This is a genomic window from Pseudomonas sp. NFACC32-1 (assembly GCF_900101215.1).
Lineage (GTDB): Bacteria > Pseudomonadota > Gammaproteobacteria > Pseudomonadales > Pseudomonadaceae > Aquipseudomonas.
On record NZ_FMUL01000004.1, the window covers coordinates 256,619 to 269,745 of the forward strand.

Genomic DNA, 13,127 nt, shown 5'->3' on the forward strand with positions numbered 1-13,127 from the left:
AGGAGAATGCTCATGACCACTATCAGCGCAACGACCGTAAACCCGTATCCGATGTCGGCCCCTAAGGTGTCGATCAAAGGTACGACCGAGGAGACTGCGGACGCGACCACGGACGCCGGCAGCGAGAAGGAAAAGTCACTGAAGGTCGATACCAGCGGTGCTAACGTCGCCGGCGCACCCAGCAGCACGGGTGTGGATGTGATCGAGCAGATCAAGAAGCAGATCGAGCAGACCGAGAAACTGCTGGCCCAGCAACAGGTGCAATTGGCTCGCGTGCAGAAGAGCCAGGCCAGCGAAGAGCAGAAGGCTCAGCAGGCCATGGCCATCCAGACCCAGATCATGGGAACCCAGGCGGCCCTGCAGACGCTTCGAGCGGCGCTATTGCAGGCCATGACGGTCGGGATCGATACCCATGCCTGAGAGGGGGTAGCGCGGTAGGCCGTTATCGCGAGCAGGTCCCGGACGGCAACCCATATCCCAAGTCAAACAAAAAGGCCCCAGGATTCACACCCTGGGGCCTTTTTGCATGTCAGCCCAGGATCAGGCCGCCTTGGCTTCCGGCTGGCTCAGGGAGCGGTTCAGCGCACTGAACAAAGCCTTGAAGCTGGCGGTGGTGATGTTCTCATCGATGCCTACGCCGTGTACCGCGCGCTCACCGTTGACCCGCAGCTCGATATAGGCCGCGGCCTTGGCGTTGGTGCCGGCGCCGATGGCATGTTCGTTGTAGTCCATGATTTCCACGGGAATCGGCAGGCCGGCCACCAGCGCTTCCAGGGCGCCGTTGCCCTTGCCGCGCCAGTGCAGGTTGGTTTCGCCCTGGCCCTTGCTGGCCACTTCCACTTCCACGGCGCTGTGGCCGTTTTCTTCCTGCAGGCGATGGCTGACCAGCGCATACGGGGTGTTGGCTTGCAGGTATTCGCGTTGCAGCAGGCTGTGGATCTGCTGGGCGGTCATTTCCAGGCCCAGGCGATCGGTTTCGCGCTGCACCACCTGGCTGAATTCGATCTGCATGCGGCGGGGCAGGCTGATGCCGTATTCCTGTTCCAGCAGGTAGGCGATGCCGCCCTTGCCCGACTGGCTGTTGACACGAATCACCGCCTCGTAGCTGCGGCCGATGTCGGCCGGGTCGATCGGCAGATAGGGCACTTCCCACAGGGCGTCCGGTTTCTGCTGGGCGAAGCCCTTGCGAATGGCATCCTGGTGGGAGCCGGAGAATGCGGTGTGGACCAGGTCGCCGACATACGGATGGCGTGGGTGCACCGGAATCTGGTTGCATTCCTCGACGACCTTGCGCACGCCGTCGATGTCGGAGAAGTCCAGTTCAGGGTCGATGCCCTGGGTGTAGAGATTCAGTGCCACGGTCACCAGGTCGACGTTGCCGGTACGCTCGCCGTTGCCGAACAGGCAGCCTTCGACACGGTCGGCGCCGGCCATCAGGCCCAGTTCGGTGGCGGCCACACCGGTGCCACGGTCGTTGTGGGTGTGCAGGCTGATGATCACGCTGTCGCGACGGGTGATGTTGCGGCCGAACCATTCGATCTGGTCGGCATAGACATTCGGCGTGGCGACTTCCACGGTGGCGGGCAGGTTGAGGATCACCTTGCGCTCGGGCGTCGGGTTCCACACTTCGATGACCGCATCGCAGACTTCCTTGGCGAACTCGAGCTCGGTGGCGCTGAAGGTTTCCGGGGAGTATTCGAACTGCCACTGGGTTTGCGGCTGCTGGGCGGCGTATTTGACGAACAGCTTGGCCGCGTTCACCGCGATTTCCTTCACGCCTTCCTTGTCCTGGTTGAACACGATGCGGCGGAACGATGGGCAGGTGGCGTTGTACAGGTGGACGATGGCTTTTTTCGCGCCGCGCAGGGATTCGAACGTGCGGGCGATCAGGTCTTCACGAGCCTGGGTCAGCACCTGGATGGTGGTATCGTCCGGGATGTGGCCTTCCTCGATGAGGGTGCGCACGAAGTCGAAGTCGGTCTGGGAAGCGGCCGGGAACGAAGCTTCGATTTCCTTGACGCCGACGGCGACCAGGGTTTTCCAGAAACGCAGTTTCTTGACCGCGTCCATCGGTTCGATCAGCGACTGGTTGCCGTCGCGCAGGTCGGAGCTGCACCAGATCGGCGCGGTGGTGATGGTCTTCGACGGCCAGGTGCGATCCGGCAGGTTGATGGTCGGGAAGGCGCGGTATTTGGAAGACGGGTCTTTGAGCATGCTCATGGGCGGAATCCTTTTATTGTCGTGGCCGAAAAAAGGCGGCCTGCCGGTGGTTCGAACGGGGTGGCTTCTCAGCCGGAACGAGGTGCCGCGATTCAGCCCGGCAGTCGTGCGCTGACGAGGCACAGGCTGCGGTGCTGGCGAAGCTGGATGAGGGTGTGAGAGGTTTTCATGCCCTCAACCCTAACCGGGTGGGCAGAGGATCGCAAGCAATCGAAAAAAATTGAGAGAAGTTCTGATTTCGAGCGATTTTGCGAGATTTAATCGCGAATATCTGGAGCTTCCATGTTGGAAATTGCGTCGATGTTTTGAGCTTGGCAATTCACGGAAGATGGGTCTGAGGCCAGTAGCCCCACCATGAACTCAGGGCTGGAACGCCCCGATGAAAATCGCCGGATCCACTCGCGCATCGTTCAGGCTGATGTTCCAGTGCATGTGCGGCCCTGTTGCCCGTCCGGTTGCACCCACTTTGCCCACGACCGCTCCCCTGGCCAACTGCTGGCCGACCTTCACATCGATTTTCGACATATGACAGAACATGCTGATGAAGCCCTGGCCGTGATCGACGAACACCGTATTGCCGTTGAAGAAGTAATTGCCGGTGAGGATCACCTTGCCTGCGGCCGGGGTCTTGATGGGCGTCCCGGCGGGTACGGCGAAGTCCAGGCCCGAATGCGGGTTGCGCTCTTCACCATTGAAGAAGCGGCGCACACCGAACTTGCTCGACAGTGGGCCATCGACAGGCTTGTCCAGCAACAGGTTGCTGGGAATGTTCGGGCTGAAGGTGCGGTAGGCCTTCAACTGTACGGCCAGTTCGGCGTCGATGCGCTTGAGGTCCGCCGGGTTCGGGTTGACCTGGCGCTTGTTCTTCAAGGTGATGTGTTGCTCGGGGTACTTCTTGTAGCCGACCACGAAGGGCTGGGTGCTGCCGCCACTTTTGATCTGCTCGGTGCCGGGCTTGACCGTCAGCGGGATGCCGACGATCGCCAGCCAGTTCTGCTGTTCCTTGACCACCAGCACCGGTTTGCCCTGGTAGCTGACTTTGGGGGCCTGGGTCGCGCTGCCCAGGTCCACCACGGCCACGCCGCCGGGTACCGGTTTGTTCAGCAGACGGGTGATGTAGCTGTCGGCGTGGGCATTGATGGTCAGGCACAGCAACAGCAGGGGGGCAATAGATCGCGGCATGAATCAATCCAGTAGAGAAAGGGTGACCGGCGTCAGGTGGTTGTCTTCGACCCGCACCAGCAGTTCGCCTTCGCCGAGCCGGGCGGTCAGGCGCTGGCCGGTGTGGGTCTGCCCGGCATTGCGGATCGCATGGCCGCGTTCGTCCAAAAGGATGCTGTAGCCCCGGCCGAGGGTCGCCAGGGGGCTGACGATGTGAAGGGTCTGCATCTGGTTCTGCAATTGCAGGCGACGCGCCTTCAGGCCTTCGTTCATGGCCCGGGGCAGGCGCTCGGCCAGGCTGTCCAGGCGATGACGCAACAAAGCCAGCTGGCGGCCCGGATGCTGTCCGGTGAGGCGGGTTTCCAGGCGAATCAGGCGTTCGCGACGGTTATCGAGGCTGCGTTCGAAGGCCCGGCGCAGACGCATGTCCAGGTCGTCCAGGCGCTGGGCCTGCTGACGCAGGCGCTCGCCCGGATGACGCAGGCGCCGGGTCAGGCCTTCGAGGCGCAGTTGGTCGCGCATCAGGCGGTCGCGAATGCGCATCACCAGGCGTCGGTGCAGGCTTTCGACCCGCCGCACCAGTTCGCCGGCATCCGGCGCCAGCAGTTCGGCGGCGGCGGAGGGGGTGGGGGCACGCACGTCGGCGACGAAATCGCTGATGGACACATCGGTCTCATGGCCGACGGCACTGACGATTGGCGTGACGCAGGCATCCACCGCCCGGGCCACGGCCTCTTCGTTGAAGCACCACAGATCCTCCAGCGAACCGCCGCCCCGGGCCAGGATCAGCGCGTCGAAACCGCGGGTATCCGCCAGTTTCAGGGCGCGGACAATCTGCGCGGTGGCTTCGCGACCCTGTACGGCGGTGGGAATCAACGTCAGGGCGATCTGCGGCGCCCGGCGGCGGAACACGCTGATGATGTCGCGGATCACCGCGCCGGTGGGCGAACTGATGATGCCGATGCGTTGCGGATGGGCCGGCAGCGGCACCTTGCGCTCGGCGCTGAACAGGCCTTCGGCGCTGAGCTTTTCCTTGAGGGCATCGAAAGCCAGGCGCAGGGCGCCGTCGCCGGCCGGCTCCACGGTGTCGAGGATCAGTTGATAGTCGCCGCGCCCTTCGAACAGCGAGACCTTGCCGCGCACCTTGACCGCCAACCCGTCTTTCAGGGCCTGGCGCACCCGCGCGGCGTTCTGCCGGAACAGCGCGCAACGCACCTGGGCGCCACTGTCCTTGAGGGTGAAATACACATGGCCGGAGGCGGGCCGGGCCAGGTTGGAAATTTCCCCCTCGACCCAGATATTGCTGAACACGTCTTCAAGCAACACCCGCGCACGGCCGTTGAGCTGGCTGACAGTCAGGACCTCGCGGTCCAGGCCCAGTCGGGCAAAGGGATCTTTAATCATGGGCGGCATGATAAGGGCATTCGTCGGTGAATCTCCATGAGTGAAGACAAATCGGACCGAGTTGCCTTCATCGCGAGCAAGCTCGCTCCCACAGGGATCTTGGGTGGTCGCAGGCTTTGTGAACACCAGGGAGCCATTTGCGGGAGCGAGCTTGCTCGCGATAGCGGTGCACCTGTCACCACAAATGCTGGATATGCCGTGACACAACTGGCTAAAGTCCCCGCTCTCCTCAGCAAGGAAGTGTCGGATGAATCTGCTGTCGTGGTTGGGCCAGTGGGCATTTGCCCCCTTGGAATGGCTGGTGATCGGCTCGGCCATAGCCCTGGCCTACATCGTGTTCGGCATCGCCGGGTTCGGGACGGCGCTGGTGGCCGCGCCGATTCTGTTGCTGTTCATGCCCCTGTCGAACATCGTGCCGCTGCTGGTGCTGCTGGATTTCGTCGCCGCATTCGGCAACCTGCTGCCGTCGCGGCGGGACGTGTCCCGGTCGGAGCTGCTGCGCTTGCTGCCATGCATGGCCCTGGGTTGCACCTTGGGGGTGATATTCCTGCTCAACCTCAAATCCGACCTGCTGCTGTTATTGATGGGACTGTTCATCAGCGCCTATGCGATCTACAGCCTGTGGGTAAAGGCCCGGCCGGCGCAGCTGTCGGCGCTGTGGGCGCTGCCGATGGGGACGGTGGGCGGGATGTTCGGTGCGCTGTTTGGCAGTGGCGGCTTTTTATACGCCATCTATCTGAACAGCCGCTTGCCCAAGGACCCGGCCCGCGCCACGCAAAGCGCGCTGATCAGTTGCAGTACCGTGGTGCGCTTGACGCTGTTCGTCATCGCCGGGGTATATGCCGAGCTACCCTTGCTGGTACTGGCGCTGTGCTTGTTGCCGGCCATGGCGCTGGGCTTGTGGGTGGGGCGTCGCCTGACCCTGCGGATGTCCCGCGAGGCATTCGTGCGCCTGGTCACTTGGCTGGTGCTCGCCAGCGGCATCGCGTTGATCGTGCGCTACCTGAGTGCTTGACCTGGCCCGGCCAGGGATTAAGCTGCCGGCCTTCATTCGCTCAGCAAGGGAAACAGCGGGCCTCGCCATGAATTCGCAAAGCATCATCGTCCCGAAAATCTCCACGCTGCCGGTCCACGAACCCCGGGCCCGTGTGATCGTGCGCTGGCTGGTACGCAAGAATATTGTCCAGGAACAGTTGACCACCTGCGGCCGCACCGGCAACCGCATGGGCCACGCCATTGCCCCTGGCGCCCGGGAGGTGGCCCTGTACCCCGAAGCCTTGCCGTTCGGCGAGCCCGTCAACGGCCTGGAGATCATTACCCGGCGCTGTATCTATACCCCGGCCAAGGGATTCCTCGAGGAGGCGGGTTGCGCCGAGTGCCGCAGGGAAATCGGCGAAGCGCTGTTCGAAAGCCTGGAAGACTGGATGCCAGGCCGCACCGACAATTTCACCTGTCCCGAATGCGGGCATGAAGATGACATCAACGGGTTCCTGTTCCTGCAGCCCTGCGCCTTTTCCAACCTGGGGTTCATCTTCAACAACTGGCTCGAGGCCGGGTTCAAGCAGGATTTCCTCGATGAATTCGCCGATTGGCTGGACCAGCCGGTGAGTTGGGTGAAGGTGGAGTTGTAGATAGGCACACGGCGGACTGTTTTTGTGGCGAGGGGATTGATCCCCGCTGGGGCGCGAAGCGGCCCTGAACCGGGCTATGCGGTCATCTGGCATATCGAGTCGGCCGCTTCGGGACTGCTGCGCAGTCCAGCGGGGATCAATCCCCTCGCCACAGGGGCGATGTACAGTCGCAGTGAGGGGATCAGCCCCGTCAATCTGCCCGGCAATAATAGGCAGAGTTTTACATTGAGCGAGACGGGGTCCATGAGTATAATGGCGCGCTTCCATTTTCCCGCTCGGGAGCCCCCGCGATGCTGCGTATCAGCCAAGAAGCCCTGACATTCGACGACATTCTCCTTGTGCCCGGTTATTCCGAGGTACTGCCTAACGAAGTCAGTCTCAAAACCCGTCTTACCCGTGGCATCGAGCTGAATATTCCGCTGGTATCCGCCGCCATGGACACCGTGACCGAAGCCCGCCTGGCCATTGCCATGGCGCAGGAAGGCGGCATCGGTATCATCCACAAGAACATGACCATCGAACAGCAGGCCGCCGAAGTGCGCAAGGTCAAGCGGTTCGAGGCCGGCGTGGTCAAGGACCCGATCACCATCGAGGCCGATGCCACGGTGCGCGATCTGTTCGAACTGACCCGCATGCACAACATCTCCGGCGTTCCGGTGCTGCACGATGGCGACCTGGTCGGCATCGTCACTTCCCGCGACGTGCGTTTCGAGAACCGCCTGGATGCCACCGTGCGCCAGGTAATGACGCCTAAAGAGCGCCTGGTCACGGTCAAGGAAGGCACCAGCAAGGACGAAGTCCGCGAATTGCTGCACAAGCACCGCATTGAGCGCGTGCTGATCGTCGACGACAAGTTCGCCCTCAAGGGCATGATGACCGTCAACGACATCGAAAAGGCCAAGGCCTACCCGCTGGCCAGCAAGGACGACCAGGGTCGTCTGCGCGTCGGTGCCGCGGTCGGCACCGGCAAGGACACCGGTGACCGCGTCGCCGCCCTGGTCAATGCCGGCGTGGACGTGGTGGTGGTCGACACCGCCCACGGTCACTCCAAGGGCGTGATCGACCGCGTTCGCTGGGTCAAGCAGAACTTCCCTGACGTCCAGGTGATCGGCGGCAACATTGCCACCGGCGCTGCCGCCAAGGCCCTGGCCGAAGCCGGCGCCGACGCGGTCAAGGTCGGTATCGGCCCTGGCTCGATCTGCACCACCCGCATCGTCGCCGGTGTCGGTGTTCCACAGATCAGCGCCATCGCCAACGTCGCCGCAGCCCTCGAAGGCTCCGGCATTCCCCTGATCGCCGACGGCGGTATCCGTTTCTCCGGTGACCTGTCCAAGGCCATTGTGGCCGGTGCGTCCTGCGTGATGATGGGCTCGATGTTCGCCGGTACCGAAGAGGCACCGGGCGAGATCGAACTGTTCCAGGGCCGTAGCTACAAGGCTTATCGCGGCATGGGCTCGCTGGGCGCCATGTCCCAGGCCCAGGGCTCGTCCGACCGTTACTTCCAGGACTCCTCCGCAGGTGCCGAGAAGCTGGTGCCGGAAGGCATCGAAGGTCGCGTTCCCTACAAGGGCACCCTGAGCGCCATCATCCATCAACTGATGGGCGGCCTGCGTTCTTCCATGGGCTACACCGGCAGCGCCAACATCGAAGAGATGCGCACCAAGCCGGAATTTGTCCGCATCACCGGCGCGGGCATGGCCGAGTCCCATGTCCACGACGTGCAGATCACCAAGGAAGCGCCGAACTACCGCGTAGGTTAAGGCTTTCCTGCAAACGTAATCACCGGGGCTGTTCATTCAGCCCCGAGTTGTTTCTGATTCCCTATATGAGAATGAGTCATGGCCCTCGACATTCACGCTCACCGCATCCTGATTCTCGACTTCGGTTCCCAGTACACCCAGCTGATCGCCCGCCGCGTGCGTGAAATCGGCGTGTATTGCGAATTGCATCCGTTCGACATGGATGACGAAGCGATTCGCGAATTCGCGCCAAAAGGGATCATCCTGGCCGGCGGCCCGGAGTCCGTGCACGTCGCCGACAGCCCTCGGGCGCCCCAGGCGGTCTGGGACCTGGGTGTGCCGGTCTTCGGTATCTGCTACGGCATGCAGACCATGGCCGAGCAACTGGGCGGCAAGGTGGAAGGCTCCGATCTGCGCGAGTTCGGTTATGCCCGTGTGGACGTGGTCGGCAAGAGCCGCCTGCTGGACGGCATCGAAGACCATATCGATGCCGACGGCCTGTTCGGCCTTGACGTGTGGATGAGCCACGGTGACAAGGTCACCCGCATGCCGGAAGACTTCCATATCCTGGCCAGCACTCCGAGCTGCCCGATTGCCGGCATGTTCAGCGACGATCGCCGCTATTACGGCGTCCAGTTCCACCCGGAAGTGACCCACACCAAGCAGGGCGGTCGTATCCTGTCGCGCTTCATCCTCGACATCTGCGAATGCGAGGCCCTGTGGACCCCGTCGAAGATCGCCGAAGACGCCATCGCCCAGGTGCGTGCGCAGGTGGGTACCGATAACGTGCTGCTGGGTCTGTCCGGCGGCGTGGACTCCTCGGTGGTCGCTGCGTTGCTGCACAAGGCCATCGGCGACCAACTGACCTGCGTTTTCGTCGACAACGGCCTGCTGCGCCTGCATGAAGGCGAGCAGGTGATGGCGATGTTCGCCGAGAACATGGGCGTCAAGGTGATCCGCGCCAACGCCGAGGATCAGTTCCTGGCCAACCTGGCCGGCGAATCCGACCCCGAGAAGAAACGCAAGATCATCGGCCGTACCTTCATCGACGTGTTCGACGCCGAGTCCTGCAAGCTGGAAAACATCAAGTACCTGGCCCAGGGCACCATCTACCCCGACGTGATCGAGTCGGCCGGTGCCAAGAGCGGCAAGGCCCACGTGATCAAGTCTCACCACAACGTCGGCGGCCTGCCAGAGGAAATGAACCTCAAGCTGGTCGAGCCGCTGCGCGAACTGTTCAAGGACGAGGTACGTCGCCTTGGCCTGGAGCTGGGCCTGCCGTACGACATGGTCTACCGCCACCCATTCCCGGGCCCTGGCCTGGGCGTGCGGATCCTCGGTGAAGTGAAGAAGGAATACGCCGACCTGCTGCGTCGCGCCGACCATATCTTCATCGAAGAACTGCGCAAGGCCGACTGGTACCACAAGGTCAGCCAGGCATTCGTGGTGTTCCAGCCGGTGAAATCGGTGGGCGTGGTGGGCGATGGTCGTCGTTACGCCTGGGTCGTGGCCCTGCGTGCCGTGGAAACCATCGACTTCATGACCGCTCGTTGGGCGCACCTGCCCTACGAACTGCTGGAAACCGTTTCCGGCCGGATCATCAACGAGATCGAAGGTATCTCTCGCGTCACGTATGACGTGTCGAGCAAGCCGCCGGCGACGATTGAGTGGGAATGATTGGGCGTCCGGCGTTGTCCGGCACCCATTAACAGGAAATGCCCTGAAGCCCGCGTAATTGCGGGCTTTTGGCTTTTTGGGGCAAATGCCCTGCGGGGTGCTCGATACCCTGTCGCCTCGGCAGGGAAGGGCCTGGGATCAAATCTCTTGATCAGCCCGGTTTCGTTGGGTTCTCTCGTGATGCATGAGTGCTTTTCCGGGCACGGTCTTATTTTTCGTGCGCGGCGATGAACATGGCGACGGCTGCCCGGCAATAGGATTCGATTTCGTTGTCGTCCTCTGCCCGGGCCTCATCGAAGCGCGCGATCATCAGCAGATCGGACCCTTTGAAAAGCGCGGCAAACAAACGGGCGGACTGCAGAGGATCGGGCACGTTCAGAACCGCCTTCGCATGCAACTGACGCAACAGGGCCTCGATCTGGGCAATGACATAGGCGGGGCCGGCTTCGTAATGGCGCTTGCTTAACGATTTTTGATTCGTCTTGTCGGCCATGATCATGGCTTCGACACTGCGCACGTCGGGGCTCAGCAACGTGCGAAGCAGGGATGTTCCCACCGCCATGAGCTGATCTGCCGCCGAACCGCCGACGCCTTCAATAAGGGCCTGCGGTGCAAACTGATGGCAGTGGGCCGCAATGGCCGCACTGAACAGCGCCTCCTTGTTCTCGAAGTGCCGATAGATGCTGAGCTTGGATATCTTCGCCCGCTGGGCGACCTTGTCCATTGTCGTCGCTTGAAAACCCAATTCCACAAAAAGTTCGCCCGCGGCGTCGATGATCGTCTGGCCTAGCGCATCGTTGGCGGGCCGGCCGCGTCGGGCCTGACTGTGTTCGGTCATAAAATTCCAGTACTTGACAGTATCTAAATTTGTAAATTATGGTACCCGTGAGTATCTTAATTTTGCAAGCCGATCTCCCTTCATCCACAGCGCGGAGCCCATCATCATGAATGACGTCATCATCATCGGCGGCAGTTTTGCCGGTCTTGCCGCCGCCCTGCAACTCGGCCGTGCCCGCCGCAAGGTCACCGTTCTCGATACCGGCCTGCCGCGCAATCGTTTCGCCGACCACTCCCATGGCCTGCTCGGCCATGACCACAAGCCACCGCTGGAGATACTGGCCGAGGCGCGGCAGCAACTGGCACGCTATCCCACGATCCAGCTGGTCAATGCCCGGGCCGAGAGCGTCTCCGGCGCCCTCGACGATTTCTCCGTCCTCACTGGCGAGGGCGCAACCCTGAGGGCGCGCCGCCTGATCCTGAGCTATGGCGTCGCCGACCAGATGCCTGAACTTCCCGGCTTTGCCGAAGGCTGGGGCAGCTCCATCGTGCCTTGCCCGTATTGCGACGGCTTTGAAGTTGCCGGCCGGCATTGGGGCCTCGTCTGGTCCGGCCCAATGTCGCACAACTACGTCAGGCTATACCACGATTGGACTGACACATTGACGGTCTTCGCCAATGGTCACGACATTCCACCCGAGATCCGGGCCGATCTGGCTCGCCGTGGCATCCCTGTCGTCGATGGCCGGGTCACCGAAATCGACCATGACGAGAGCCATAACGCCACCGTCAGGCTCGACGCCGGCCCCTCTGTTGCGGTCGACATCCTGTTCGCGCATCCGCGCAACAAGCCGTCCGCACGCCTGCATGAATCGCTGGGGCTCGCCACGGTCGATACGCCCCAGGGCATCGTCCTCAAGGTCGACGAGCGCCGCGAAACCAGCGTACCCGGCATCTACGCCGCCGGCGACCTCGCCAACCCCGCAATGCCCTCGGTCACCACGGCATCATGGCAAGGCTCGACGGCGGGCATCTGCGCCCAGCAGTCGATGCTGGTTTGAGGGCACTTCGGTTGGCGCAGGCTTTTAAAGGTTGCTTCGAAGCAGCATCGATTACGGTAGTTTCATTTTCCCATTAGACGGGAGTGCCACCATGGCCGACCCAAAGCCGCAAGAGCGTAAATTCAAACCGCTAGACGATAAATTCCCGCTTGAGCGTCAACTCGGCATCACTGCCGCGCCAGTTGTGCTCATCAACCTCTTCACGCTCGATTATGCCGACGAAGCGGGCTTCCTGGACGCTTTCAAGGTGGCTGCCGAGATCATAACGAAGCAACCGGGCTTCATTTCCATGCAGCTGCATCGAGCGATCGGCGATAGCCCGACTTACCTGAACTATGTGGTGTGGGAGTCCACCGAGACGGTCCGCGCCGGTCTCACTCATCCCGAGTTCGTCGCGAAGCTTTCGGCCTATCCGTCATCCGTCGTAGGCAGCCCGCACTTGTTCCAGAAGGTCGCCGTCCCCGGCTTTTGCGTGGCCTGAAGAATGCGTCAAAATGAGGAAATGTCATGACAGAGCAAAAAACCTATCAGGTCGCCGACTGGAATGGCCAAAGCGGGGAGTACTGGGCCGTCAACCAGGCCCGGCTCGACGCCATGTTTGCGGTATTCGGCCAGGCCGCGATCGAAGCCGCCGCGCCCGCGACGGGTGAGCGGGTGCTGGACGTCGGCTGTGGCGCGGGCGCATCGAGTCTGGATCTGGCCGCCCGCGTCGGCGCGGGCGGCCAAGTGCTGGGCGTGGACATATCCGAGCCGTTGATTGGCCGTGCGCGCGCGCTTGCGCCACAGGATACGCCGGTCCTGTTCCAAGTGGCCGACGCCAGCAGCGCCGAGCTGCCCGAGGGCGCGTTCGATATGCTGTTCTCGCGTTTCGGCGTGATGTTTTTCGACGATCCGACAGCGGCGTTCACTCATATGCGACGCGCGCTCCGACCGGGCGGGCGGGTCGCTTTCGTCTGCTGGCGCGGCGTGGCCGAGAACGATTGGGTGCGTCTGCCCATGATCGCGATCAAGGACATTGTCCCGCTGCCCGCGCCGCCCGGTCCCGACGTGCCCGGCCCATTCTCGTTCGGCGACCGGGGGCGCGTGGAGCGCATCCTGACAACGGCCGGCTTCACCGATATCACTATCGCGCCCTTCGATGCTTCCATCTCGTTCGGCCAAGGCGAGACTCGGGACGCGGCGATCGACGACGCCGTGAAGATGGCATTCGAGGGTGGCCCGCTGTCGCTTGTGCTCGCTGATCAGCCCGACGACATCCGTGCCCACGCCTGGGCCGCGGTTCGCGCCGCCTTCGCGGGTCTCCCCGGCGAGCGGTCGGTGATGATTGACGGCGCGGCATGGATTGTCACGGCACGCAAATCGGCTAGCTGACATTACTTATCCGCGACAATCCTTCACTTAATATTTCTCAATCGCGGGTGTATCGTATTCGCCTTTTGCGGACCTGCCGGTTCGCC

The 13,127-nt window shown here is 62.5% G+C and carries 12 protein-coding genes; 8 read left to right on the forward strand and 4 right to left on the reverse strand.

The annotated features are described in order from the left end of the window. Positions 1-12: 12 nt before the first annotated feature. Positions 13-420, forward strand: a complete 408-nt coding sequence (locus BLP99_RS09165; RefSeq protein ID WP_072388136.1) for a hypothetical protein — start codon at positions 13-15, stop codon at positions 418-420. Between the two features lie 120 nt (positions 421-540). Here BLP99_RS09165 and leuA read toward each other — a convergent pair whose 3' ends face one another. From leuA to xseA, 3 genes are all read right to left on the reverse strand, one after another. Next, positions 541-2,220 carry a 2-isopropylmalate synthase gene (leuA, locus tag BLP99_RS09170; RefSeq protein ID WP_072388134.1) on the reverse strand — a complete coding sequence of 560 codons (1,680 nt, stop codon included), beginning with the start codon at positions 2,218-2,220 and terminating at the stop codon, positions 541-543. 360 nt (positions 2,221-2,580) lie between these two features. Next, positions 2,581-3,402 carry a peptidoglycan DD-metalloendopeptidase family protein gene (locus BLP99_RS09180; protein ID WP_072388132.1) on the reverse strand — a complete coding sequence of 274 codons (822 nt, stop codon included), beginning with the start codon at positions 3,400-3,402 and terminating at the stop codon, positions 2,581-2,583. 3 nt (positions 3,403-3,405) lie between these two features. Continuing rightward, positions 3,406-4,785, reverse strand: a complete 1,380-nt coding sequence (gene xseA / locus BLP99_RS09185) for an exodeoxyribonuclease VII large subunit (protein WP_072388130.1) — start codon at positions 4,783-4,785, stop codon at positions 3,406-3,408. Between the two features lie 247 nt (positions 4,786-5,032). On the opposite strand from xseA, the gene BLP99_RS09190 reads away from it, so the two are divergent. The 4 genes from BLP99_RS09190 to guaA all read left to right on the forward strand — a co-directional run bounded on the left by BLP99_RS09190 (position 5,033) and on the right by guaA (position 9,832). Continuing rightward, positions 5,033-5,800 carry a sulfite exporter TauE/SafE family protein gene (locus BLP99_RS09190; RefSeq protein ID WP_092180217.1) on the forward strand — a complete coding sequence of 256 codons (768 nt, stop codon included), beginning with the start codon at positions 5,033-5,035 and terminating at the stop codon, positions 5,798-5,800. A 67-nt stretch (positions 5,801-5,867) separates the two neighbouring features. Further along, positions 5,868-6,416, forward strand: coding sequence for a sugar ABC transporter ATPase (locus BLP99_RS09195; RefSeq protein WP_092180219.1), 549 nt, complete (start codon positions 5,868-5,870; stop codon positions 6,414-6,416). Positions 6,417-6,706: 290 nt separating this feature from the next. Then, the gene (gene guaB / locus BLP99_RS09200; RefSeq protein WP_072388124.1) at positions 6,707-8,176 is read left to right on the forward strand and encodes an IMP dehydrogenase; all 1,470 of its coding nucleotides are present in this window, start codon (positions 6,707-6,709) and stop codon (positions 8,174-8,176) included. A gap of 78 nt (positions 8,177-8,254) precedes the next feature. Continuing rightward, positions 8,255-9,832, forward strand: coding sequence for a glutamine-hydrolyzing GMP synthase (gene guaA, locus BLP99_RS09205; protein WP_072388122.1), 1,578 nt, complete (start codon positions 8,255-8,257; stop codon positions 9,830-9,832). A 208-nt stretch (positions 9,833-10,040) separates the two neighbouring features. Here the strand turns inward: guaA and BLP99_RS09210 are convergent, their stop codons facing one another. Then, positions 10,041-10,670 carry a TetR/AcrR family transcriptional regulator gene (locus tag BLP99_RS09210; protein ID WP_072459263.1) on the reverse strand — a complete coding sequence of 210 codons (630 nt, stop codon included), beginning with the start codon at positions 10,668-10,670 and terminating at the stop codon, positions 10,041-10,043. A gap of 106 nt (positions 10,671-10,776) precedes the next feature. On the opposite strand from BLP99_RS09210, the gene BLP99_RS09215 reads away from it, so the two are divergent. The 3 genes from BLP99_RS09215 to BLP99_RS09225 all read left to right on the forward strand — a co-directional run bounded on the left by BLP99_RS09215 (position 10,777) and on the right by BLP99_RS09225 (position 13,041). Beyond that, the gene (locus tag BLP99_RS09215; RefSeq protein ID WP_072388119.1) at positions 10,777-11,670 is read left to right on the forward strand and encodes an NAD(P)/FAD-dependent oxidoreductase; all 894 of its coding nucleotides are present in this window, start codon (positions 10,777-10,779) and stop codon (positions 11,668-11,670) included. A gap of 91 nt (positions 11,671-11,761) precedes the next feature. Then, complete coding sequence (locus BLP99_RS09220) at positions 11,762-12,151, forward strand: antibiotic biosynthesis monooxygenase family protein (protein ID WP_072388117.1); 390 nt, start codon at positions 11,762-11,764, stop codon at positions 12,149-12,151. Between the two features lie 26 nt (positions 12,152-12,177). Then, positions 12,178-13,041, forward strand: a complete 864-nt coding sequence (locus BLP99_RS09225; protein WP_072388114.1) for a class I SAM-dependent methyltransferase — start codon at positions 12,178-12,180, stop codon at positions 13,039-13,041. The last annotated feature ends 86 nt before the right edge of the window (positions 13,042-13,127 follow it).

Excerpts from the sequence above, each read along its gene's own strand:
- BLP99_RS09215 (WP_072388119.1), top strand. The coding sequence starts at position 10,777 with ATGAATGACGTCATCATCATCGGCGGCAGTTTTGCCGGTCTTGCCGCC.
- BLP99_RS09180 (WP_072388132.1), bottom strand. The coding sequence starts at position 3,402 with ATGCCGCGATCTATTGCCCCCCTGCTGTTGCTGTGCCTGACCATCAAT.
- BLP99_RS09210 (WP_072459263.1), bottom strand. The coding sequence starts at position 10,670 with ATGACCGAACACAGTCAGGCCCGACGCGGCCGGCCCGCCAACGATGCG.
- xseA (WP_072388130.1), bottom strand. The coding sequence starts at position 4,785 with ATGATTAAAGATCCCTTTGCCCGACTGGGCCTGGACCGCGAGGTCCTG.
- BLP99_RS09225 (WP_072388114.1), top strand. The coding sequence starts at position 12,178 with ATGACAGAGCAAAAAACCTATCAGGTCGCCGACTGGAATGGCCAAAGC.
- BLP99_RS09165 (WP_072388136.1), top strand. The coding sequence starts at position 13 with ATGACCACTATCAGCGCAACGACCGTAAACCCGTATCCGATGTCGGCC.
- guaA (WP_072388122.1), top strand. The coding sequence starts at position 8,255 with ATGGCCCTCGACATTCACGCTCACCGCATCCTGATTCTCGACTTCGGT.
- BLP99_RS09190 (WP_092180217.1), top strand. The coding sequence starts at position 5,033 with ATGAATCTGCTGTCGTGGTTGGGCCAGTGGGCATTTGCCCCCTTGGAA.
- leuA (WP_072388134.1), bottom strand. The coding sequence starts at position 2,220 with ATGAGCATGCTCAAAGACCCGTCTTCCAAATACCGCGCCTTCCCGACC.
- guaB (WP_072388124.1), top strand. The coding sequence starts at position 6,707 with ATGCTGCGTATCAGCCAAGAAGCCCTGACATTCGACGACATTCTCCTT.
- BLP99_RS09220 (WP_072388117.1), top strand. The coding sequence starts at position 11,762 with ATGGCCGACCCAAAGCCGCAAGAGCGTAAATTCAAACCGCTAGACGAT.
- BLP99_RS09195 (WP_092180219.1), top strand. The coding sequence starts at position 5,868 with ATGAATTCGCAAAGCATCATCGTCCCGAAAATCTCCACGCTGCCGGTC.